The sequence below is a fragment of the Pseudomonas furukawaii genome (assembly GCF_002355475.1).
Classification (GTDB): domain Bacteria; phylum Pseudomonadota; class Gammaproteobacteria; order Pseudomonadales; family Pseudomonadaceae; genus Metapseudomonas; species Metapseudomonas furukawaii.
Map to the genome: position 1 here is coordinate 1,459,071 of NZ_AP014862.1, position 21,846 is coordinate 1,480,916.

20 protein-coding genes are annotated in these 21,846 nt (G+C 65.0%); 14 read left to right on the plus strand and 6 right to left on the minus strand.

Annotated features, from left to right (window positions below):
• The first annotated feature begins 166 nt into the window (after nt 1–166).
• From rpoE to pdxJ, 11 genes are all read left to right on the plus strand, one after another.
• On the plus strand, nt 167–748 hold the full coding sequence (gene rpoE / locus KF707C_RS06765; protein ID WP_003455239.1) for an RNA polymerase sigma factor RpoE: 582 nt from the start codon (nt 167–169) through the stop codon (nt 746–748).
• Nucleotides 749–778: 30 nt separating this feature from the next.
• The gene (locus tag KF707C_RS06770) at nt 779–1,363 is read left to right on the plus strand and encodes an RseA family anti-sigma factor (protein ID WP_003455238.1); all 585 of its coding nucleotides are present in this window, start codon (nt 779–781) and stop codon (nt 1,361–1,363) included.
• Between the two features lie 8 nt (nt 1,364–1,371).
• Nucleotides 1,372–2,322, plus strand: coding sequence for a MucB/RseB C-terminal domain-containing protein (locus KF707C_RS06775; RefSeq protein WP_003455237.1), 951 nt, complete (start codon nt 1,372–1,374; stop codon nt 2,320–2,322).
• 156 nt (nt 2,323–2,478) lie between these two features.
• Nucleotides 2,479–3,900 carry a DegQ family serine endoprotease gene (locus KF707C_RS06780; protein ID WP_036993709.1) on the plus strand — a complete coding sequence of 474 codons (1,422 nt, stop codon included), beginning with the start codon at nt 2,479–2,481 and terminating at the stop codon, nt 3,898–3,900.
• A gap of 159 nt (nt 3,901–4,059) precedes the next feature.
• Entirely contained in the window at nt 4,060–5,859 is a 1,800-nt protein-coding gene (gene lepA, locus KF707C_RS06785; RefSeq protein WP_003455234.1) for a translation elongation factor 4, read from the plus strand.
• A gap of 5 nt (nt 5,860–5,864) precedes the next feature.
• Entirely contained in the window at nt 5,865–6,719 is an 855-nt protein-coding gene (gene lepB / locus KF707C_RS06790) for a signal peptidase I (protein WP_003455232.1), read from the plus strand.
• 111 nt (nt 6,720–6,830) lie between these two features.
• Nucleotides 6,831–7,208, plus strand: coding sequence for a DUF4845 domain-containing protein (locus tag KF707C_RS06795; RefSeq protein ID WP_003455229.1), 378 nt, complete (start codon nt 6,831–6,833; stop codon nt 7,206–7,208).
• Entirely contained in the window at nt 7,205–7,894 is a 690-nt protein-coding gene (rnc, locus tag KF707C_RS06800) for a ribonuclease III (protein ID WP_036993704.1), read from the plus strand. The genes KF707C_RS06795 and rnc overlap by 4 nt, the downstream gene beginning before the upstream one ends.
• On the plus strand, nt 7,887–8,789 hold the full coding sequence (gene era, locus KF707C_RS06805; RefSeq protein WP_003455223.1) for a GTPase Era: 903 nt from the start codon (nt 7,887–7,889) through the stop codon (nt 8,787–8,789). Before rnc ends, era begins: the two co-directional genes overlap by 8 nt.
• An 8-nt stretch (nt 8,790–8,797) precedes the next feature.
• Entirely contained in the window at nt 8,798–9,496 is a 699-nt protein-coding gene (gene recO / locus KF707C_RS06810; RefSeq protein WP_003455221.1) for a DNA repair protein RecO, read from the plus strand.
• Entirely contained in the window at nt 9,489–10,235 is a 747-nt protein-coding gene (pdxJ, locus tag KF707C_RS06815; RefSeq protein ID WP_003455219.1) for a pyridoxine 5'-phosphate synthase, read from the plus strand. Before recO ends, pdxJ begins: the two co-directional genes overlap by 8 nt.
• A 142-nt stretch (nt 10,236–10,377) precedes the next feature.
• Here the strand turns inward: pdxJ and cmoB are convergent, their stop codons facing one another.
• From cmoB to lon, 6 genes are all read right to left on the minus strand, one after another.
• On the minus strand, nt 10,378–11,346 hold the full coding sequence (cmoB, locus tag KF707C_RS06820; RefSeq protein WP_003455217.1) for a tRNA 5-methoxyuridine(34)/uridine 5-oxyacetic acid(34) synthase CmoB: 969 nt from the start codon (nt 11,344–11,346) through the stop codon (nt 10,378–10,380).
• The gene (gene cmoA / locus KF707C_RS06825) at nt 11,343–12,086 is read right to left on the minus strand and encodes a carboxy-S-adenosyl-L-methionine synthase CmoA (protein ID WP_003455215.1); all 744 of its coding nucleotides are present in this window, start codon (nt 12,084–12,086) and stop codon (nt 11,343–11,345) included. The genes cmoB and cmoA overlap by 4 nt, the downstream gene beginning before the upstream one ends.
• 65 nt (nt 12,087–12,151) lie before the next feature.
• The gene (locus KF707C_RS06830; protein ID WP_003455214.1) at nt 12,152–12,724 is read right to left on the minus strand and encodes a hypothetical protein; all 573 of its coding nucleotides are present in this window, start codon (nt 12,722–12,724) and stop codon (nt 12,152–12,154) included.
• Nucleotides 12,725–12,750: 26 nt separating this feature from the next.
• The gene (locus tag KF707C_RS06835) at nt 12,751–13,440 is read right to left on the minus strand and encodes a lysoplasmalogenase (protein ID WP_003455213.1); all 690 of its coding nucleotides are present in this window, start codon (nt 13,438–13,440) and stop codon (nt 12,751–12,753) included.
• 91 nt (nt 13,441–13,531) lie between these two features.
• The gene (locus KF707C_RS06840; protein ID WP_003455212.1) at nt 13,532–13,936 is read right to left on the minus strand and encodes a protease inhibitor I42 family protein; all 405 of its coding nucleotides are present in this window, start codon (nt 13,934–13,936) and stop codon (nt 13,532–13,534) included.
• A 106-nt stretch (nt 13,937–14,042) separates the two neighbouring features.
• Nucleotides 14,043–16,442: an endopeptidase La gene (gene lon, locus KF707C_RS06845; RefSeq protein WP_003455211.1), complete on the minus strand. Its 2,400-nt coding sequence runs from the start codon at nt 16,440–16,442 to the stop codon at nt 14,043–14,045.
• 151 nt (nt 16,443–16,593) lie between these two features.
• Between lon and KF707C_RS06850 the strand changes: the two genes are divergently transcribed.
• The 3 genes from KF707C_RS06850 to putP all read left to right on the plus strand — a co-directional run bounded on the left by KF707C_RS06850 (nt 16,594) and on the right by putP (nt 21,695).
• On the plus strand, nt 16,594–17,346 hold the full coding sequence (locus KF707C_RS06850) for an AraC family transcriptional regulator (RefSeq protein ID WP_003455210.1): 753 nt from the start codon (nt 16,594–16,596) through the stop codon (nt 17,344–17,346).
• Nucleotides 17,347–17,520: 174 nt separating this feature from the next.
• Nucleotides 17,521–19,602 carry a TonB-dependent receptor gene (locus KF707C_RS06855; protein WP_003455209.1) on the plus strand — a complete coding sequence of 694 codons (2,082 nt, stop codon included), beginning with the start codon at nt 17,521–17,523 and terminating at the stop codon, nt 19,600–19,602.
• 599 nt (nt 19,603–20,201) lie between these two features.
• The gene (putP, locus tag KF707C_RS06865; protein ID WP_003455208.1) at nt 20,202–21,695 is read left to right on the plus strand and encodes a sodium/proline symporter PutP; all 1,494 of its coding nucleotides are present in this window, start codon (nt 20,202–20,204) and stop codon (nt 21,693–21,695) included.
• Nucleotides 21,696–21,846: the final 151 nt, after the last annotated feature.

The window sequence follows — 21,846 nt, forward strand, 5'->3', positions numbered from 1 at the left end:
GGCGCAGCATGGCCGCAGGCCCTGCTGCGTCATTCCGTGCGGATGAAAAAACAATCTGCGGGAAGCTTGCTTGGAGGGGAGAACTTTTGCGCAACGCCCGAGTCTATTTTGGCAAGCCGATCCACTGGCTGGCGCGACACCCCTCCAAGATCGACGAGGAGTGTTCATGCTAACCCAGGAACAGGATCAGCAGCTGGTCGAACGGGTACAACAGGGCGACAAGCGGGCTTTCGATCTGCTGGTTCTGAAGTACCAGCACAAGATTCTGGGGTTGATCGTGCGTTTCGTGCATGACGCCCAGGAAGCCCAGGATGTAGCCCAGGAAGCCTTCATCAAGGCTTACCGAGCGCTCGGCAACTTTCGCGGTGACAGTGCGTTCTATACGTGGCTGTACCGCATCGCCATCAACACGGCGAAGAACCATCTGGTGGCGCGTGGCAGACGCCCGCCGGACAGTGATGTCAGTGCAGAGGACGCCGAGTTCTACGACGGCGACCACGCGCTCAAGGATATCGAGTCGCCGGAGCGGGCTTTGCTTCGCGACGAGATCGAGGCCACGGTGCACCGGAGCATCCAGCAACTGCCGGAAGACTTGCGTACGGCGCTGACCCTGCGTGAGTTCGATGGCCTGAGTTACGAGGACATTGCCAGCGTCATGCAGTGTCCGGTCGGTACTGTGCGATCCCGCATCTTCAGGGCGCGGGAAGCCATCGATAAAGCCTTGCAACCCCTGTTGCAGGGAACCTGAGACAGCGGCGACACCAAGAGAGGAACCGCCATGAGTCGTGAAGCTTTGCAGGAATCGCTGTCCGCGGTGATGGATAACGAGGCGGACGAACTGGAGCTGCGTCGAGTGCTCGCCGCCAGCGAAGACAATGAACTAAGGGCAACCTGGTCGCGTTACCAGATCGCGCGTGCCGTGATGCACAAGGAGTTGCTGGAGCCGCGCCTGGACATCGCCGCCGCGGTCTCCGCAGCGCTCGCCGAGGAAGCCGTTCCGACCAAGGTGGTACGGGGTCCCTGGCGCAGCCTGGGTCGCCTGGCCGTCGCCGCCTCGGTGACCGTGGCTGTGCTGGCGGGCGTACGTCTGTATAACCAGGATGAGGTCACGGGCACCCAGCAATTGGCGCAGCAGGGCAGCCAGCCCGTCATGGTCATGCCCCAGGCCCAGCAGGGCGCCGTGCTGGCTGGCTACAGTGAAGACGCCCAGCAGGCCCAGCCGCCCATCGCGACACAGGCCTCGTCCGGCTGGCACGAGAAGCGCCTGCCGGCTTATCTGCGGCAACATGCGCAGCAGGCGGCGATGAGTGGGAGCGACAGTGCTCTGCCCTACGCCCGTGCGGCCAGTCTGGAGAGCCGCTGAGGAGGAACATGCGCGCACTTCCGGTAATCATCTTGCTCGGCGGCTGGCTGACCCAAACAGCCCATGCCGCCGACGCTCAGGACTGGCTGCAGCGCCTCGCTGACGCGGAGCAGCGCCAGAGTTTCCAGGGAACCTTCGTCTACGAGCGAAACGGGAGTTTCTCCACCCATCAGGTCTGGCATCAGGTTCGGCCGGGGGGAGAAGTACGTGAGCGTCTGTTGCAGCTCGATGGTCCGGCCCAGGAAGTGTTGCGGGTCAATGGGCGCACCCAGTGCGTAACCGGGGCCCTGTCCGATCAGATGGCCGACGGCCAGGCGTGGCCAGCGCGCGCGCTGGATGCCCGGCAACTCTCCGAATGGTATGACCTCAAGGTGGCTGGCGAGTCCCGTGTCGCCGGCCGTTCCGCCACTGTGCTCACCCTGACCCCGCGCGATCAGCATCGCTACGGCTTCGAGCTGCATCTTGACCGGGATACCGGCTTGCCGCTCAAGTCACTGCTGCTCAGTGATCGGGCGCATCTGCTCGAACGCCTCCAGTTCACCCGGGTGGATACCGCCTCCGCGATTGACGACGCCGACCTGCAGCCAAGCGCTGCCTGCAAGGCGGTGCGATCCAGCGAGGCCGCGACGGATGCCCCCGCGCGCTGGCGGTCCGACTGGCTGCCGCCGGGGTTCAGCCTGACCAGTGCCCAGGAGCGCCGTAGTCCAGCCTCGTCCGAAGCGGTTTCCAGCCTGCTGTACAGTGACGGCCTGGCGCGTTTTTCGGTGTTCCTGGAGCCCCTGCATGGTACGGTCGTCGAGGATGCCCGAAGCCAGCTGGGGCCAACTGTCATGGTGTCGAAGCGGATCAGTACCGCAGAAGGTGACGTCATGGTGACCGTGGTCGGCGAGATCCCGCTCGGCACGGCGGAACGGGTGGCCCTCTCGATGCGGGCGGCGGAGGCAACTGCAGCCCAATGATCCCCGCTACAGGGTCTGCGAACTTTTTTTATGATGTTCCACCGGGCTCGAAGTCTATGCTTCGGGCTCGTTTTGCTTTTGTGTTTCTGCTTTGCTCGCCGGGCCGGGCGGTCCGCGAGTTCATACCACTCGTTATGCGACGGGAGCTGTATGTCGATGCTTAACCTCAAATCCTGCATGACCGCTGTCGCAGCGTTGCTGCTGCTTGGTCAAACACTCGTGGCCCGTGCCGAACTGCCGGACTTCACGCCCCTGGTCGAAGAGGCCTCCCCGGCGGTCGTCAACATCAGTACCCGGCAGAAACTGCCTCAACGAGGTGCGTCCGGGGCCCAGGTGATGCCAGATCTGGAAGGCCTTCCGCCGATGCTGCGGGAGTTCTTCGAACGCAACATGCCCCCGGCGCCGCGTGGCCCTCAGGGCGGACGCCAGCGTGAAGCCCAGTCCCTGGGCTCCGGCTTCATCATCAGCCAGGATGGCTACGTCCTGACCAACAACCATGTGGTCGCGGACGCCGACGAGATCATCGTCCGCCTGTCCGACCGCAGCGAGCTCGAGGCCAAGCTGATCGGCGCCGACCCGCGTACCGACGTGGCCCTGCTCAAGGTGGAGGGCAAGGACCTGCCCACGGTGAAGATCGGCAAGTCCGACGATCTCAAGGTAGGCAGCTGGGTGCTGGCCATCGGTTCGCCCTTCGGCTTCGATCATTCGGTGACCGCCGGTATCGTCAGCGCCAAGGGCCGCAGCCTGCCGAACGAGAACTACGTGCCGTTCATCCAGACCGACGTGGCCATCAACCCGGGCAACTCCGGTGGCCCGCTGTTCAACCTGGATGGCGAGGTGGTGGGCATCAACTCCCAGATATTCACCCGTTCCGGCGGTTTCATGGGGCTGTCCTTCGCCATTCCGATCGACGTCGCCATGGGCGTGGCCGACCAGCTGAAGTCCGAAGGCAAGGTCAGTCGTGGCTGGCTGGGCGTGGTGATTCAGGAGGTCAACAAGGACCTGGCCGAGTCCTTTGGCCTCGACAAGCCTGCTGGCGCCCTGGTGGCCCAGGTCCAGGAGGGTGGTCCGGCTGCCAAGGGTGGCCTGCAGGTAGGTGATGTCATTCTCAGCCTGAACGGCCAGCCCATCGTGGTCTCCGCCGACCTGCCGCATCTGGTGGGCAATCTCAAGCCGGGCAGCAAGATCGAACTGGGCGTGGTGCGAGACGGCAGCCGCAAGACGCTGGACATGGCCATTGGCGCCCTGCCGGAGGATGGTGAGGAGATGGCCGCCGCCGGCCAGGGTGTCGAGCGCAGCAGCAATCGCCTTGGCGTCAGCGTGGTGGAACTGACCGACGAACAGAAGAAGGCGCTGGATATCCAGGGCGGTGTCGTCATCAAGGAAGTCCAGGACGGTCCGGCCGCCATGATGGGGCTGCGCCCCGGCGACGTGATCACTCACCTGAACAACCAGTCCATCACGTCCTCCAAGGTCTTCACCCAGGTCGCCAAGGACCTGCCGAAGAACCGCTCGGTGTCCATGCGCGTCCTGCGCCAGGGCCGTGCCAGTTTCATCACCTTCAAGCTGGCCGAATGACGGCGAGCCGATGAAACAGGAAAGGGGCGACCTCCGTGGTCGCCCTTTTTCATTTCGGCCATCCGCTGCATGGACGTGACGGCCTGCCCGGCGATCGGGTAAACTCCCCCGCTATTTTTCGGCGAGCAGCCTGCTCGCGGCATATTTGAGTGTTGATCCGTGAGTGACCTGAGTCATATCCGCAATTTCTCCATCATCGCCCACATCGACCACGGCAAGTCGACCCTGGCAGACCGCTTCATCCAGATGTGCGGCGGCCTGTCCGATCGCGAGATGGAGGCCCAGGTGCTCGACTCCATGGACCTGGAGCGCGAGCGCGGCATCACCATCAAGGCCCACAGCGTCACCCTGCATTACAAGTCGCAGGACGGTAAGACCTACCAGTTGAACTTCATCGATACCCCCGGCCACGTCGACTTCACCTATGAAGTCAGCCGCTCGCTGGCCGCCTGTGAAGGTGCGCTGCTGGTGGTGGACGCCGGCCAGGGCGTCGAGGCGCAGTCCGTCGCCAACTGCTACACCGCCATCGAGCAGGGCCTGGAAGTGATGCCGGTCCTGAACAAGATGGACCTGCCCCAGGCCGAGCCGGAGCGGGTGAAGGAAGAGATCGAACACATCATCGGCATCGACGCCACCGACGCGGTGCCCTGCAGCGCCAAGAGCGGCATGGGTGTGATCGACGTGCTGGAACAGCTGGTCAAGGTCATCCCCGCTCCCGAGGGCGAGATCGATGCGCCGCTGCAGGCCCTGATCATCGACTCCTGGTTCGACAACTACCTGGGCGTGGTCTCGCTGGTTCGCGTGAAGCACGGCCGGGTGAAGAAAGGCGACAAGATCCTGGTGAAGTCCACCGGCAAGGTCCACCAGGTGGACAGCGTCGGCGTATTCACCCCGAAGCACACCGAGACCGCCGATCTCAAGGCCGGTGAAGTGGGCTTCATCATCGCCGGCATCAAGGACATCCATGGCGCCCCGGTGGGCGATACCCTGACCCTGTCCAATACTCCGGACGTCGACGTCCTGCCGGGTTTCCAGCGCATCAAGCCGCAGGTCTATGCCGGCCTGTTCCCGGTCAGTTCCGACGACTTCGAGGATTTCCGCGAAGCCCTGCAGAAGCTGACTCTGAACGACGCCGCGCTGCAGTACGAGCCGGAGAGCTCCGAGGCCCTGGGTTTCGGCTTCCGCATCGGCTTCCTCGGCATGTTGCACATGGAGATCATCCAGGAGCGCCTGGAGCGCGAGTACGACCTGGACCTGATCACCACTGCGCCCACCGTGGTCTTCGAGATCGTCCAGAAGAACGGCGACACCGTCTATGTCGACAACCCGTCCAAGCTGCCGGACCTGGCGTCCATCGCCGAGATGCGCGAACCCATCGTCCGCGCCAACATCCTGGTGCCCCAGGAGCACCTCGGCAACGTCATCACCCTGTGCATCGAGAAGCGCGGCGTCCAGCGCGACATGCAGTTCCTCAGTTCCCAGGTCCAGGTCTGCTACGACCTGCCGATGAACGAGGTGGTACTGGACTTCTTCGATCGCCTGAAGTCGGTAAGTCGTGGCTATGCGTCGCTGGACTACAGCTTCGACCGCTTCGAACCGGCTAATCTGGTGAAGCTGGACGTGCTGATCAACGGCGAGAAGGTCGACGCGCTGGCACTCATCGTGCATCGCGACCAGGCCCACTACAAGGGTCGCGCACTGACCGAAAAGATGAAGGAACTGATCCCGCGGCAGATGTTCGACGTGGCGATTCAGGCTGCGATCGGTGGACAGATCGTGGCGCGGACCACCGTGAAGGCGCTCAGGAAGAACGTGCTGGCCAAGTGTTACGGCGGTGACGTGAGCCGTAAGCGCAAGCTGCTGGAAAAGCAGAAGGCCGGTAAGAAACGGATGAAGCAGGTCGGCAGCGTGGAAATCCCGCAGGAAGCCTTCCTCGCTGTGCTCAAAGTGGATAGCTAGGGTCTATGTCGATCAATTTCCCGCTGTTGTTGGTTATCGCCGTCGCAGTCTGCGGTGTGCTCGCGCTTGTCGACCTGGTTCTGCTGGCCCCGCGCCGGCGTGCCGCGATCGCCGCCTACGAGGGGCAGGTCGGTGAGCCCGACCCGGTTGTACTCGACAAGCTGAACAAGGAGCCGCTGCTGGTGGAGTACGGGAAGTCCTTCTTCCCGGTGCTGGCCATCGTGCTGGTACTGCGCTCCTTTCTGGTGGAACCCTTCCAGATCCCGTCGGGTTCGATGAAACCGACCCTGGAAGTGGGCGACTTCATCCTGGTGAACAAGTTCGCCTACGGCATCCGGCTGCCGGTAGCGGATACCAAGGTGGTCGAGGTCGGTGATCCCCAGCGTGGCGACGTGATGGTGTTCCGCTATCCCAGCGACCCGAACATCAACTACATCAAGCGGGTGATCGGCCTGCCGGGCGACCGAATCGCCTACAGCAGCGACAAGCGCCTGACCGTCAATGGCGAGCCGGTGGCCGAGAAACTGCTGGGCGAGGAGCCGGGCACACTGGGCAGCGCCATGCTCTACCAGGAAAAACTGGGCGAGGCGGAGCACCTGATCCGCAAGGAAATGAAGCGCTACCGGATGGAGCCGGGCCGTGAGTGGGTCGTGCCGGCCGAGCATTACTTCATGATGGGTGACAACCGCGACAACTCCAACGACAGCCGTTACTGGAATGACCCGCGCATCCCCAGGGAGCTGCTGGGCATGGTTCCTGACCGCAACATCGTCGGCAAGGCCTTTGCGGTGTGGATGAGCTGGCCCGATCCCAAGCTGCGCAACCTGCCGAACTTCTCCCGGGTGGGCCTGATTCACTGATCGGCCCCCTCATCCCGGATTTGCGGCGTTGTTCATGACAGCGCCGCCGTCGCTATATAGTCTTGCTTGCGGGCCAACCGGCCTCCAAAAAAACAGACATTGAGGTCGATCATGACGTTCGCGCGTAAGCAGAAGGGTATGTCGGTACTGGGCTGGCTGTTGGTCCTGGCCGTGGTGGCGTTCCTCGCCAGTACCGCCTTCAAGGTGATCCCGCATTACCTCGACTTCTTCTCCCTGGAGAAGATCATCACCTCGGTGGAAACCGAGAAAGCGCTGGAAATCAGGACGATTCCCGATTTCTACAGCCATGTCAGCAAGGGCTTGCAGGTCAACGGCATCCGTGACCTGGACCTGCGCGATGCGCTGACGGTGACCCTGGAGAACAACGAGTTCCAGGCCCACCTCAAGTATGAAAAACGCGAACCCCTGATCGAAAATCTCGACTTGGTGGTGCGCTTCGACAAAGAATTCCGTGTGCGAGCCCAGTGAGCGTAAACCTCAGCCGTCTCGAGCGTAAGCTCGGCTATACCTTCAAGGACCAGAGTCTGATGACGCTGGCCCTGACCCACCGCAGCTATGCGGGGCGCAACAACGAGCGCCTCGAATTCCTCGGCGATGCCATCCTCAACTTCGTCGCCGGGGAGGCGTTGTTCGAACGCTTCCCCCAGGCGCGCGAGGGCCAGTTGTCGCGCCTTCGCGCACGACTGGTGAAGGGCGAGACCCTGGCGCTGCTGGCGCGGGGCTTCGAACTGGGCGAGTACCTCCGCCTGGGCTCGGGTGAACTGAAGAGCGGTGGATTCCGTCGTGAGTCCATCCTCGCCGATGCGCTGGAAGCGCTGATCGGTGCCATCTACCTGGATTCGGGTATGGAGGCAGCGCGTGAGCGCGTCCTCGCCTGGCTGGCCAACGAGCTCGAAGGCCTGACCCTGGTGGATACCAACAAGGACCCCAAGACCCGGCTGCAGGAATTCCTGCAATCCCGGGCCTGCGAACTGCCACGCTACGAAGTGGTGGATATCCAGGGTGAACCGCACTGCCGGACCTTTTTCGTCGAGTGCGAGGTGACCCTGCTGAATGACAAGACCCAGGGCCAGGGCGCCAGCCGGCGCATCGCCGAGCAGGTGGCCGCCGCTGCCGCCCTGGTGGCCCTTGGTGTGGAGAATGGCAATGACTGACCTCGATACCCCCCGCTGCGGCTACGTCGCCATCGTTGGCCGCCCCAACGTAGGCAAGTCCACGCTGCTCAACCACATCCTCGGGCAAAAGCTGGCGATCACCTCGCGCAAGCCCCAGACCACCCGCCACAACATGCTCGGCATCAAGACCGAAGGCAACGTCCAGGCGGTCTATGTGGACACTCCCGGCCTGCACAAGAAGAGCGACAAGGCGCTGAACCGCTACATGAACCGCAGCGCCTCCTCGGCCCTGAAGGACGTGGACGTGGTGATCTTCGTGGTGGACCGCGACCGCTGGACCGAAGAGGACCAGTTGGTGCTCGAACGCGTGCAGTACGTGCAGGGCCCGGTGCTGGTCGCGGTGAACAAGACCGATCGCCTGGATGAGAAGGGCGCCCTGATCCCCCATCTCACCTGGCTCCAGGAGCAACTGCCGAACGCCGAGCTCGTGCCCATCTCCGCCCTGCAGCAGCAGAACCTGGATACCCTGGAGCGCCTGGTAGCCGAGCGCCTGCCGGAAGGCGATCACTTCTTCCCCGAAGACCAGATCACCGACCGCAGCAGCCGCTTCCTCGCCGCCGAACTGGTGCGCGAGAAGATCATGCGCCAGCTCGGCGCCGAATTGCCCTACCAGATCACCGTGGAGATCGAGGAGTTCAAGCAGGAGGGACAGGTCCTGCATATCCACGCCCTGATCCTGGTGGAGCGTGACGGCCAGAAGAAAATCATCATCGGAGACGGTGGCGAGCGTATCAAACGCATCGGCCAGGATGCCCGCAAGGACATGGAGACCATGTTCGACTCCAAGGTCATGCTGAACCTCTGGGTCAAGGTGAAGGGTGGCTGGTCCGATGACGAGCGTGCCCTGCGCTCGCTGGGCTACAACGACTTCTGAGCCGGCCCATGATCGGCGCGGCGCTACCGGCGTTCGTCCTGCACAGCCGCGCCTACCGTGAAACCAGCGCACTGGTGGATTTCTTCACCCCGCAGGGCCGGCTCCGCGCCGTGCTCCGGGGCGCACGGGGCAAGGCCGGCACCCTGGCCCGGCCTTTCCTTCCCCTGGAGGCCGAATTCCGTGGTCGCGGCGAGCTGAAGAACGTCGCTCGACTCGACAGCGCCGGCATTCCCAATCTGCTGGCCGGCGAGGCCCTCTTCAGCGGCCTCTATCTCAACGAACTGCTGGTGCGCCTGCTGCCTGCCGAAGACCCGCAACCCGCGCTCTTCGAGCATTACGCCGCCACCCTCCAGGCCCTGGCCGCCGGCCGGCCCCTGGAGCCCTTGCTGCGTGCATTCGAATGGCGCCTGCTGGACGAGCTGGGCTATGGTTTCGCCCTGGATAGGGACCTGGCCGGAGCGCCCATCGCCGCCGACGGCATCTACCGCCTCCTGCCGGACGCCGGGCTTGAACCGGTGGGGCAGTTGCAGCCCGGTCTTTTCCAGGGGCGCGAACTCCTGGCCCTGGCCGAAGCCGACTGGGACGCCCCCGGTGCCCTCGGCGCGGCCAAGCGCCTGATGCGCCAGGCCCTGGCACCTCACCTGGGCGGCCGGCCACTGGTCAGCCGCGAGCTCTTCATGACGATCAAGGAACCTCCCCGTGACTGAACCCAACCGCGTACTGCTCGGCGTCAACATCGACCACGTCGCTACCCTTCGCCAGGCCCGTGGCACTCGCTACCCGGACCCGGTCAAGGCCGCGCTGGATGCCGAGGAGGCCGGCGCCGACGGCATCACCGTGCACCTGCGGGAAGACCGCCGGCATATCCAGGAGCGTGACGTGCGCCTGCTCAAGGAGGTGCTGCAGACCCGGATGAACTTCGAGATGGGCGTCACCGAGGAGATGATGGCCTTCGCCGAGGAAATTCGTCCCGAGCACGTCTGCCTCGTACCCGAAACCCGCCAGGAACTGACCACTGAAGGTGGCCTGGACGTGGCCGGTCAGGAAGCGCGTATCCGGGCCGCCGTCGAGCGCCTGGCCAAGGTGGGCAGCGAGGTGTCGTTGTTCATCGATGCCGATGCCGCTCAGATCGAAGCGGCCCACCGCGTCGGCGCGCCGGCCATCGAGTTGCACACCGGCCGCTATGCCGACGCCCATACCCCGGAAGAGGCCGCCCGCGAGCTCCAGCGCATCCAGGACGGCGTCGCCCTGGGCCTCAGGCTGGGTCTGATCGTCAACGCCGGCCACGGCCTGCATTACCACAACGTCGAGCCCGTTGCCGCCATCCCGGGCATCAACGAGCTGAACATCGGCCACGCCCTGGTGGCTCATGCGCTGTTCGTGGGCTTCAAGCAGGCGGTGGTGGAGATGAAGCAACTGATCGTTTCGGCGGCGCCCAAGCGCTGAGAGGGGCAGGCCGAGCCCAGGCAGGGTGCGCTGCGCGCACCGCAATCACGGCATCGAGGGCCTGGTGCGCACGGCGCACCCAACGTATGCATGCAGTCAGTAGCCCGGATTTCATCGGGCTACGATTCATGGCGCCTGCTCGTCAGGGCTTGCGGGCGATCAGGACGGCACGGGCCGGGGCCGGCAGGCCCTCGACGGTGCGGCTGTGGTCGGCCGGGTCGAGGAACTCGGGCAGCGACTGGTAGCGCATCCACTCGGTGCTGCGCTGTTCCTGGACGCTGGTGATGCTGACGTCCACGCAGCGCACATCCACGAAACCGGCGCGGCGCAGCCAGAGTTCCAGCGCCGGTACCGACGGCAGGAACCAGACGTTGCGCATCTGCGCGTAGCGGTCCTCGGGCACCAGCACCTGCTGGGCGTCGCCTTCCACCACCAGGGTTTCCAGCACCAGCTCGCCGCCTCGGCGCAGGCAGTCCTTCAGGTCGAACAGGTGGTCGATGGGCGAGCGACGGTGGTAGAGCACGCCCATGGAGAACACCGTGTCGAAGCCTTCCAGCTTCGGCGGCAGTTCTTCCAGCGCCAGGGGCAGGTGCCAGGCGGGCAGGTCCGGGAGGAAGTGCTTCATGGCGAGGAACTGGCAGAAGAACAGCCAGTTCGGGTCGACGCCGACCACGCAGTTCGCTCCGGCCCCGAGCATCCGCCACTGGTAGTAGCCATTGCCGCAGCCCACATCGAGCACCCGTTTGCCGGAGAGGTCCAGGTGCGGTGACACCCGCTCCCATTTCCAGTCCGAACGCCACTCGGTATCGACATGCACGCCGAACAGCTCGAAGGGCCCCTTGCGCCATGGAATCAGCCCTTGCAGGGCGGTTTTCAGCTGGGCGCGGGAGGTGTCGTCACAGGGGCCGTCGAGCAGGAAGCGCCGTGCCAGTTCCACCTGCTGCGGTTTCAGGGCGGGGAGGGCGGCGACGGCGGCGCTCCATCGTTCGAGGTCGCCATGGCCCACGGCGAGTTTGGCGTCCAGTTGTCCGGGCAGGTCGGCGCTCCAGTCCTGCAGCGGCGTGCCTGCCAGTGTCTGTTGCAGCGCGTCGAGGTCCAGCGTACGAATCATGGCAGGGCGATCAGGGAAGCGAAGTTGAGGCATTGGAACCAGGGCACCACCTTGGAGAAGCCGGCGTCCAGGAGGCGCCGGCGGTGCTCGTCGAGGCTGTCCGGATGCATGACGTTCTCCAGGGCACTGCGCTTCTGGGCGATTTCCAGCTCGCTGTAGCCATTGGCGCGCTTGAAGGCGATATGCAGGTCGGTGAGCAACTGGTGTTCCTCGGCATCCTCGAAGCGCAGCTTCTCCGAGAGGACCAGTGCGCCACCTGGCAGCAGGGCCTGGCGAATGCGGGCGAGCAACGCGGTGCGGTGCTCACGGGGCACGAACTGGAGGGTGAAGTTCATCGCCACCAGGGAGCAGGGCTGGAAGTCGAGGGCGAGGATATCCGCCTCCACCACCTCCACCGGCAGCAACTCCTGGAACATGGCGTCCTGGGCGTGGAGATACTCCCGGCAACGCTCCACCATGGCGCTGGAGTTATCCACAGCGATGACCCGGCAGCCGTCGGTCCTGACGTGGCGGCGCAGGGCCTGGGTCACGGCGCCGAGTGAGCTGCCAAGGTCATAGAGCGGGGTGTTCGGCTGGGCGAATCTCGCCGCCAGCACGCCGATGTTCTCGACAATGGTGGGATAGCCCGGCACCGAGCGCTTGATCATGTCCGGGAAAACCTTGACCACGTCCTCGTTGAAGGCGAAGTCGGCGACTTGGGCCTGGGGAGTGGCGTAGATGCGATCGGGACTTTCGGTCACGGGCCGGTACCAGCAGAAGAAAAGGCCGGCATTCTAGCGGACTGCGCGGCCGGGCCAAACCACCCTCACTTCAGCTGATCGGAAAAGAACTCCCCGGCGCCCTGCAGGGGGCCCAGGGGATTGCGTTTGACCTCGAAGCGCCGGATGTTCGGTTCGCCGTTGCTCACCTTGTGGACCACCACATCGTCCACCAGCACGAAGACCGCGCGGAACGACCAGCCCTGCAGCTCCCGGTTCTTGCGGAAGTTGAAGACGTCGGCCCAGAAGCTGCCCACGCGCTGGGTGTCTGTCTTGGTGAATTCGAAGGCGTAGCCGATGCAACGGTCCTTGGCCTCCAGGCATTTCATCAGGCCGTCGGGCAGGTACTCGATGGGCACGTTGGGCTGGACGAACATCAGTCGCACATCGATGAACGAGAGCATCCGGCCATTGCCCTGGACCAGGGGATCGAACCCCAGGGAGAACAGCTCGGGCCGGGTGGTCACCCCCGGTACGGCCTGGGAGTAGCGGATTTCCGCGTCCGTGTAGTCGCGAAAGGGCGACAGCACCTCGGCGCGCTCACTGGGGAGCAGGCTGCCACATCCCGCAATCAGCACGCCCCCGCACAGCAGGATCCAGAGTCGCACCAGGCTGCCCATCACGCCCTCCCGTTTCGCAGATCCCCCTATTTGCTATAGCCGATTTCCCCCGGGGGTGCCGGAGGAATTTCCGAACCTGGGACAGCACGCGCGGTGCTTCGGGCGGATGCCGCGATACCCCATTGTCCGAGCCAGTAGGAGAGGATGATCAGGTAGCTCGCGGCGTCGAACGGCGCGACGAAACGGTTGATGCCGATCAGGCTGTCGGACAGCACGAAGAGGACCGCACCGATGGCGGCCAGTTGTGCTGACCGGCGGTCCACGCCGGTGCCCAGGCGGGCGAGGGCGCGCCAGAGCATGGCGCTGATGGCCAGTGCGTAGCAGGCCACCGGCACCAGCAGGGCGCCGAGTCCGCCGCTGGCCAGCAGGCTGAAGATGACGGCACCGGTGATGGCGGCGGCCAGCAAGGGCAGGGGCGCCAGTCGTCGCGTGTCCAGCAGGTAGGCGCGGAGGTAGGCGAGGTGCGCCAGCAGGAACGCGCCCAGGCCGAAGACGAAGAGGTCGGCGGGCCACTCCAGCAGGATGTCACCTGCCAGGGACAGCCAGAGGCCGGTGCCGATCCACCGGCGGTAAGCGCCGGCAGGAAAGCCGCGCAGCCAGTAGAGCAGGGCGAGCACCGGGATCGGCTTGCTCCAGAAGCACAGCCAGTCCAGTTCCAGGGCGCGACCGGCGAGGAATGCCAGCGCACCCGCGAGGGCGACGATCAGGGGGGCCATGGGGGCTCCGGGGCTTGGGACGGGCCATCACTATGGAAGCGGCTGGCGCGCCCCGCCAGGCGGAGGACGCCAACTGCGGGGGCAAATGGCGCTAGCGGACGCTGACCCGGCAGTCGAAGCTTTCGGCTGGCGCGATGTCGGTTTCCCAAGGGCGCAGGTACTCCAGGTGCAGGTGGCCGTCACCGGGTTGGCTGGCCTTGAAGCGCCAGGTGGATTGCCCGCCGCTGCCCACCAGGCCGGCATCCTCGGGCGTGGTGTAGACCTCCGGCCCCAGGCTCTGCAGCACATTCGGAGCGGCGCTGCGGACGACCCAGCGAAATCCTGTGGTGGGGTTGCTCGGCAGGGTGAGTACCAGGGGCTGGCCCTGGCTCAGGGACAGGGGGCAGTCGTCGGCCTGGTCCTGGATCAGGACCGGTCCGGTCTTCTGCTGGGCGCAGGCGGTGAGCAGGACGACACCCAGCGGCAGCAGCAATCGTGGGGAAAGGGCGAATGACATCGGCGACTCCGTCGGTCAAGGGCGGAGCCAGCATAACGGCTGGGCTCCGCCTTGCGTAGGTGCCGAAGGCAATGGGCGGACGGCATCCGCGCCGTCCTCGTCGGGATCAGTCGAACAGCACCTTGGCCACATCGCTGAAGCGACGTGCGAAATGCACCGTCATGCCCTCCTTCAGGTAATCCGGCAATTCCTCGTAGGCGCCCTGGTTGGCGTCCGGCAGGATCAGTTCGTGGATCTTCTGCCGGCGCGCGGCGATCACCTTCTCGCGCACCCCGCCGATGGCCAGGACCTGGCCGGTGAGGGTCAGTTCGCCGGTCATGGCCACGCCCTTCTTCGGGGCCTGGTCACGGGCCAGGGAAAGCAGGGCGCTGGCCATGGTGATGCCGGCACTGGGCCCGTCCTTGGGCGTGGCCCCTTCCGGCACGTGGAGGTGGACGAAGGCCTGGTCGAAAAAGCCGGGATCGCCGCCGAACTGCTTCAGATGGGAGCTGATATAGCTGTAGGCGATCTCGGCCGACTCCTTCATCACGTCGCCCAACTGGCCGGTGAGCTTGAAGCCCCGGTTCAGGGTGTGAATGCGGGTCGCCTCGATGGGGAGTGTGGCGCCGCCCAGGCTGGTCCAGGCCAGTCCGGTGATGACGCCGGTGCCCGCCAGCACCTGCTCCTTGCGGAAGGGCGCAAGCCCCAGGTACTGCTCCAGGTCCTTCTGGCCCACCTTGATCTTCGCATCGGGGTCGTCGAGCAACTGCACCACCGACTTGCGCACGATCTTGCCCAGCTGCTTCTCCAGCTGGCGAACCCCGGCCTCACGGGCGTAGCCCTCGATCACGGAGGTCAGGGCGCCATCGGTGATGGACAGGCGCCGCTTCGGCACGCCGGTGCGTTCCAGCAGGCGTGGCCAGAGGTGGCGCTTGGCGATGGCGTGCTTCTCTTCGGTGATGTAGCCGGAGAGGCGGATGGTTTCCATGCGGTCCAGCAAGGGCCCCGGAATCGAATCGAGGGTGTTGGCGGTGCAGATGAAGAGCACCTTGGACAGGTCCAGACGCAGGTCCAGGTAATGGTCGAGGAATTCGACGTTCTGTTCCGGGTCCAGGGTCTCCAGCAGGGCGGACGCCGGGTCGCCCTGGTAGCTGGCGCCGAGCTTGTCGATTTCGTCCAGCATGATCACCGGGTTCATCACCTCGACTTCCTTCAGCGCCTGCACCAGCTTGCCGGGCAGCGCGCCGATGTAGGTGCGGCGATGACCCTTGATCTCGGCCTCGTCGCGCATGCCGCCGACGCTGAAGCGATAGAAGGGTCGACCGAGGGATTCGGCGATGGACTTGCCGATGCTGGTCTTGCCCACGCCGGGCGGGCCCACCAGCAATACGATGGAGCCGGAAATCTCGCCCCTGAACGCGCCTACGGCGAGGAATTCGAGGATGCGGTTCTTGACGTCGTCCAGGCCGGCGTGGTGCTGGTCGAGCACCTTGCGCGCATGTTTCAGGTCCAGCTTGTCCTTGCCGTAGAGGCCCCAGGGGACCGAGGTCGCCCAGTCCAGGTAGTTGCGGGTCACGGCGTATTCGGGTGAGCCGGTCTCCAGGATCGACAGCTTGTTCAATTCCTCGTCGATCCGTTTCCGCGCCTGATCGGACAGCGTCTTGCCTTCCAGGCGGGCGCGGAACTCGTCGGCGTCCGCGCTCCGGTCGTCCTTGGTGATGCCGAGCTCCTGCTGGATGATCTTCAGTTGTTCCTTGAGGAAGAACTCCCGCTGGTGCTGGCCGATCTTGCGGTTCACCTCGGCGGACAGCTCGCTCTGCAGCCGTGCCACCTCCACTTCCTTGCGCAGCAGCGGCAGCACCTTCTCCATGCGCTTGAGAATGGGCACGGTGTCCAGCACTTCCTGCAGCTCACGGGGCGGCGCGGTGGTCAGCGCGGCGGCGAAGTCCGTGAGGGGCGACGGATCGTTCGGGTTGAAGCGGTTCAGGTAGTTCTTCAGCTCCTCGCTGTACAGCGGATTGAGCGGCAGCAGCTCCTTGATGGCGTTGATCAGCGCCATGCCGTAGGCCTTCACCTCGTCCCGCGGGTCCGCCGGGCTCTGCGGATAGTCCACTTCCACCAGGTAGGGCGGGCGATGGCGCTTCAGCCAGCCGCGGATACGCACCCGCGACAGGCCCTGGGCGACGAACTGCAGCTTGCCGCCTTCTCGGCTGGCATGGTGCACCCGCACCAGGGTGCCGTGTTCCGGCAGGGTGCTGGGGTCGAAATGGCGCGGGTCTTCCGGCGGGTTCTCCATGAAGAACACCGCCAGGCAGTGGTGGTCGGTCTTGCCCACCAGCTCCAGGGTTTCCGCCCAGGGCTCCTCGTTGACGATCACCGGCAGCACCTGGGCCGGGAAGAACGGGCGGTTGTGGATGGGAATGATGTAGACCTTGTCAGGCAGCGTCTGGCCGGGCAGTACCAGACCGGTCCGCTGGCTGGAGGTGGCTTCTTCGACGATGTCGGCGTTGATGTCCTGATCGCTCATGGCAGTACCTGGCAGTTGGCTCACCAAGCCTAGATGGGGCGGTGAAGGGTGCATTTCAACCATGGAAGAGAGAGGCACGCAGCTCGCTGGCGCTGGGAAATTTCGGATGGGGTCGTTAGAATGCGCAAAATTTGATCACCTCTCGCCTCCCATGATCGAAGCCCGCCTCCTGCGCCTGGACGACAAGGCCCACCACCACGCCCATGACCATCACCAACTGGTGATGTCCCTGGCTGGTCGTGCCGAATTCGAGGTGGATGGACGAGGCGGCGAAGTCTGTCGCATGCGCGCCTGCCTGGTGCCCGGGGATGCCGGCCATGGGTTCGCCGGCAAGGGCGACAACCGCATGCTGATCCTCGACCTGGACGGGGAGGGCACCCCGGCCGATGACCTGGAAATGCTCGAGCGCCTGTTCGAGACCCCGCGCTACCCCGATCTGGATGCGGACTTCCAGAACCTCCTGAACTACGCCGGTGCCGAACTGGCGCGCTATGGCAATGACCCGATGCTGGCCCGCTCCCTGGGCGGCATCCTGCTGCGGGCGCTGTATCTCCGGTTGTTCGGGGACGCGAAGCCGCGTCGGGGCACGGCCCTCGACCTGGAGCGACTGGATGTCTTCATTCGCGACAACCTTGCCCGTCGCATCAGTGTCGCGGAACTGGCCCAGGTGGCCTGCCTCAGCCCCAGCCATTTCCATGCCCAGTTCAAGGACGCCCTGGGCCTGACGCCTCACCAGTACCTGCTCAAGACCCGGTTGGACAGCGCCTCGCGCCTTCTTCGCGACAGTGACCGTCCGCTGGTACGCATCGCCGAGGAATGCGGCTTCTCCAGTCAGAGCGCCCTCACCACGGCCATGCGCCGCTACCTCGGCCTCACCCCCAAGCGCCTTCGCGACAGCGACTGACCCGCTCTGCGACGTCCCGGTCGAGCTCCGGACCGGATCGCCGTGTCGTTTCGATGGGTCTTAATTGTTACGTTATAACGCTGTACATTCACGCCCCGAAACGGCTTGTCCGTGGATACCCATCTGCCCATCGAGCGCGCAAGGCCGCGCGCTGACGACAATTCGAGGTCTTCAATGAAACCGATTCACCACCCGCTTGCCCTGGCGATCGCCCTGGTGCCCGGAACGGCTGCGTTCGCCGCCCAGTCCGGGAAAACCCTCGAGCTGGAGCCCAACCTGGTGCGCGCCAGCGCCCTGGAAACAGCGCCCCGCGAGATGACGACACCGGCGGAGGTCCTGGAAGGTGAGGAGCTGATGCTGCGCCGGGAGGCGACCCTCGGCGAGACCCTGGACGGCTTGCCGGGCGTGCACTCCAGCAGCTTCGGTGCGGGGGCCAGCCGGCCGGTGATCCGGGGCCTGGATGGCGCCCGCGTCAGGGTCCTGAGCGACGGCGTGGACACCCTCGACGCCTCCACCATCAGTCCCGACCATGCCGTCACCCTCGAGCCGCTGCTGGTGGAGCGCATCGAAGTGCTCAAGGGGCCGGCGACCCTGCTGTATGGAGGCGGCGCCATCGGCGGCGTGGTCAATGTGATCGACAAGAAAATCCCTACCCGCCTGCCGGAGAAGGGCTATGAGGGCGAACTGGAACTGCGGGGCAACACCGTGGCGGACGAAGGGCTCGGCGCCGCCGGACTGACCCTCGGCACCGGGCCCTTCGCCTGGCGCATCGAGGGTCTCAAGCGCCAGGCCAATGCCTACGAGATACCGGGCGCGGAGGGCGATCCGCGTGACTCGAAGCAGACCGGCTCCTACAACGACACCGACAGCGCCACCCTCGGCGGCAGCTGGATCGGTGATCGCGGTTACCTGGGACTGGCCTACACCGAACAGAACAACCGATACGGCCTGCTGGCCCACGAGCACACCGACTGCCACACCCATGGTCCACGTGACTGGCACTGCGGCTCCCACGATCACCATGAGGACCACGGCGATCATGAAGAGGACCATGACGATCACGACGAGCATGATCACGACCATGCCCACGGCGGCGTGCCCTACATCGACATGAAGCAGAAGCGCTGGGACCTGCGTGGCGAGTACAGCGATCCGCTGCCCGGCTTCGAGATGGCCCGCCTGCGCGCTGGCTACAGCGACTACCAGCACCAGGAGATAGAAGGCGGGGAGACCTCCACCACCTTCAAGAACAAGGCCTATGACGGACGCCTGGAACTGACCCACAAGCCCCTCCTCGGCTGGCGGGGCGTGCTGGGTGGCCAGACCCAGCGGCGCGACTTCCAGGCCCTGGGCGAGGAGGCGTATGTGCCCCCCAGCCTGACCCACAACCACGGCCTGTTCCTGCTGGAGGAGTACGAGACCGGCGACTGGCGCTACGAGCTCGGCTTGCGCCATGAATGGCAGGACATCGATGCCAAGGGGCAGAAAGGCGCACAGCACAGTGGCACCTCGGTGTCCGCCGGCGCGGTCTGGACCTTCGCCCCGGAATACTCCCTGGGCTTCTCCCTGTCCCGCTCCCAGCGCCTGCCTACCGCCGAGGAGCTCTACGCCAACGGTCCCCATGCGGCCACCCGCACGGTGGAGCTGGGCGATCCGAACCTCGACGAGGAGACCTCCCACAACATCGACCTGACCCTGCGCAAGTTCGCCGGCCGTACCCACTTCAGCCTGAGCCTCTACCGCAACCAGATCGACGACTTCATCTATGCGGCGGATACCGGCCGGGACATTGGCGGTGGCATGCGGGAGATCCAGTACCGCCAGCAGGATGCCGTGCTGACCGGCGCCGAGGGTGAGCTGGGCTACCGGTTCACCGACGACACCGACGTCACCCTCTTTGGCGACCATGTGCGCGGCCGGTTGCGCAGTGGCGGTGGCGACCTGCCGCGTATCCCCGCCGATCGCCTCGGCGTGCGCCTCGACCAGCGCCTGACCCCCGCCCTGGCCGGGCAACTGGAGTTCTACCGCGTGCAGCGCCAGGACGAGGTGGCGGACCATGAGACCGAAACCTCTGGCTACAACATGCTCGGGGCGTCCCTGACTTACTCCGGCCGACTGCAGCAGGCCGACTACCAGCTCTACCTGAAGGGGAGCAACCTGCTGGATGCGGAAGGGCGCAACCACAGCTCCTTCATCAAGGACGAGGTTCTACTGCCTGGGCGCAACCTTACCCTTGGGGTTCGTGTCGCCTTCTGACGGAATGCGCCGGCTATCCTGAGGGATGGCCGGTTGCACCTTTTGGCGGAAAGTTCCCTGGATCGGAGGATGTCGAAAGGAAATCGGAGGATCCTGCAAGAAAGTCAGGGTGCCACCTCTCTACATTCCGCTCTCCCGTTTACCGGTCCCATGCTTGCAGGCTGGTCCGGTTGTACTAGACCCAAAAGAAGCGTTCATGAATGAGGAGGGCGTGATGACGGTTGCGAATCACGTCTTGTCGAGCGACCCGTCGCTCACGGTATGGCGCACCGGGGCCGAACCCGCCCCCGTCCTGCCGGGCGCAACCACTCCCGGAATGCGGTTCCCCCTCGCGCTGTCCATGGCCGGCGGCGCTTTCAGTCAAGAGGCGGTCCAGGACTTCCACTAATTCCCGCGAGGGTCGCCACCCCGGTGGCGGTCGTCGTGGACTGGCGGGGCCGGATTGCCTCGTCTCCAGCTCGACCGGAAGCGCAGTGGCCCCTTGGTCCCTGCGGTCGAGAAGCCAACCGGCGATCGTCAAAAGCGGTCGCCAATCAGCAACCACGGGCGCGGACAACCCGCCGCGCCCGAATAAGAACAAACGAGCAGGGGAGACCCCCATGAGTGTGAGTAACCCGACACTGATCACCTTCGTGGTCTACATCGCGGCCATGGTGCTGATCGGCTTCTATGCCTATCGCTCCACCAACAACCTTTCCGACTACATCCTGGGTGGCCGTAGCCTCGGCAGCTTCGTGACCGCGCTGTCCGCCGGCGCCTCCGACATGAGCGGCTGGCTGCTCATGGGCCTGCCGGGTGCCGTCTACCTCTCCGGTCTCTCCGAAAGCTGGATCGCCATTGGTCTCATCGTCGGTGCCTACCTCAACTGGCTGTTCGTCGCCGGCCGCCTGCGCGTGCAGACGGAGCACAACGGCAACGCCCTGACCCTGCCGGACTACTTCACCAACCGCTTCGAAGACAACAGCCGCATCCTGCGCATCTTCTCCGCCGTGGTGATCCTGGTGTTCTTCACCATCTACTGCGCTTCCGGCATCGTCGCCGGTGCCCGCCTGTTCGAGAGCACCTTTGGCATCTCCTACGAGACCGCCCTCTGGGCCGGGGCCGCCGCCACCATCTGCTACACCTTCGTCGGTGGCTTCCTGGCGGTGAGCTGGACCGATACCGTCCAGGCCAGCCTGATGATCTTCGCCCTGATCCTCACCCCCATCATCGTGATGATCGCCACCGGCGGCGTGGATCCGACCTTCATGGCCATCGAAATGAAGGACGCCACCAACTTCGACATGCTCAAGGGCGCCACTTTCATCGGTGTGATCTCCCTCCTGGCCTGGGGCCTGGGCTACTTCGGCCAGCCGCACATCCTGGCCCGCTTCATGGCCGCCGACTCCGTCAAGTCCATCCCCAACGCCCGTCGCATCTCCATGGCCTGGATGATCTTCTGCCTGGGCGGCGCCGTGGCCGTGGGCTTCTTCGGCATCGCCTACTTCTCCGCCCATCCGGAGCAGGCCGGCGCCGTGGGTGAGAACCCCGAGCGCGTGTTCATCGAACTGGCCAAGATCCTCTTCAACCCCTGGGTCGCCGGTGTGCTGCTGTCCGCCATCCTGGCGGCCGTGATGTCCACCCTGAGCTGCCAGTTGCTGGTGTGCTCCAGCGCCCTGACCGAAGACTTCTACAAGGCCTTCTTCCGCAAGAACGCCAGCCAGGTCGAGTTGGTGTGGGTCGGCCGCGCCATGGTGCTGCTGGTGGCCGTCATCGCCATCGCCATCGCCTCCAACCCGGACAGCAAGGTGCTGGGCCTGGTGTCCTACGCCTGGGCCGGCTTCGGTGCCGCCTTCGGCCCGGTCGTGATCCTGTCCCTGCTGTGGAAGGGCATGACCCGTAACGGTGCCCTGGCCGGCATGGTCCTCGGTGCCGTCACCGTGGTGCTGTGGAAGAACTTCTTCGGCTGGACCGGCCTCTACGAGATCGTTCCCGGCTTCATCCTCTGCACCCTGGGCATCCTGATCTTCAGCCGCGTCGGCAATGGCCCGTCCGCCGCCATGCTCAAGCGCTTCGACGAAGCCGAGAAGGAATACCAGGACGCGCACATCTGAGTTCTGTGCGGCGCGCGGCTGGTCGTCCGTGTGCCGTCATCCGGGAATTCCCGGGCTCTCACCTACGACCCGATAGTGCTTCACCGGCCCATGTCCCCGACATGGGCCGGTTTTTTTTTGCCTGAATGGCAGCACGGCGCCCGCATGCCCG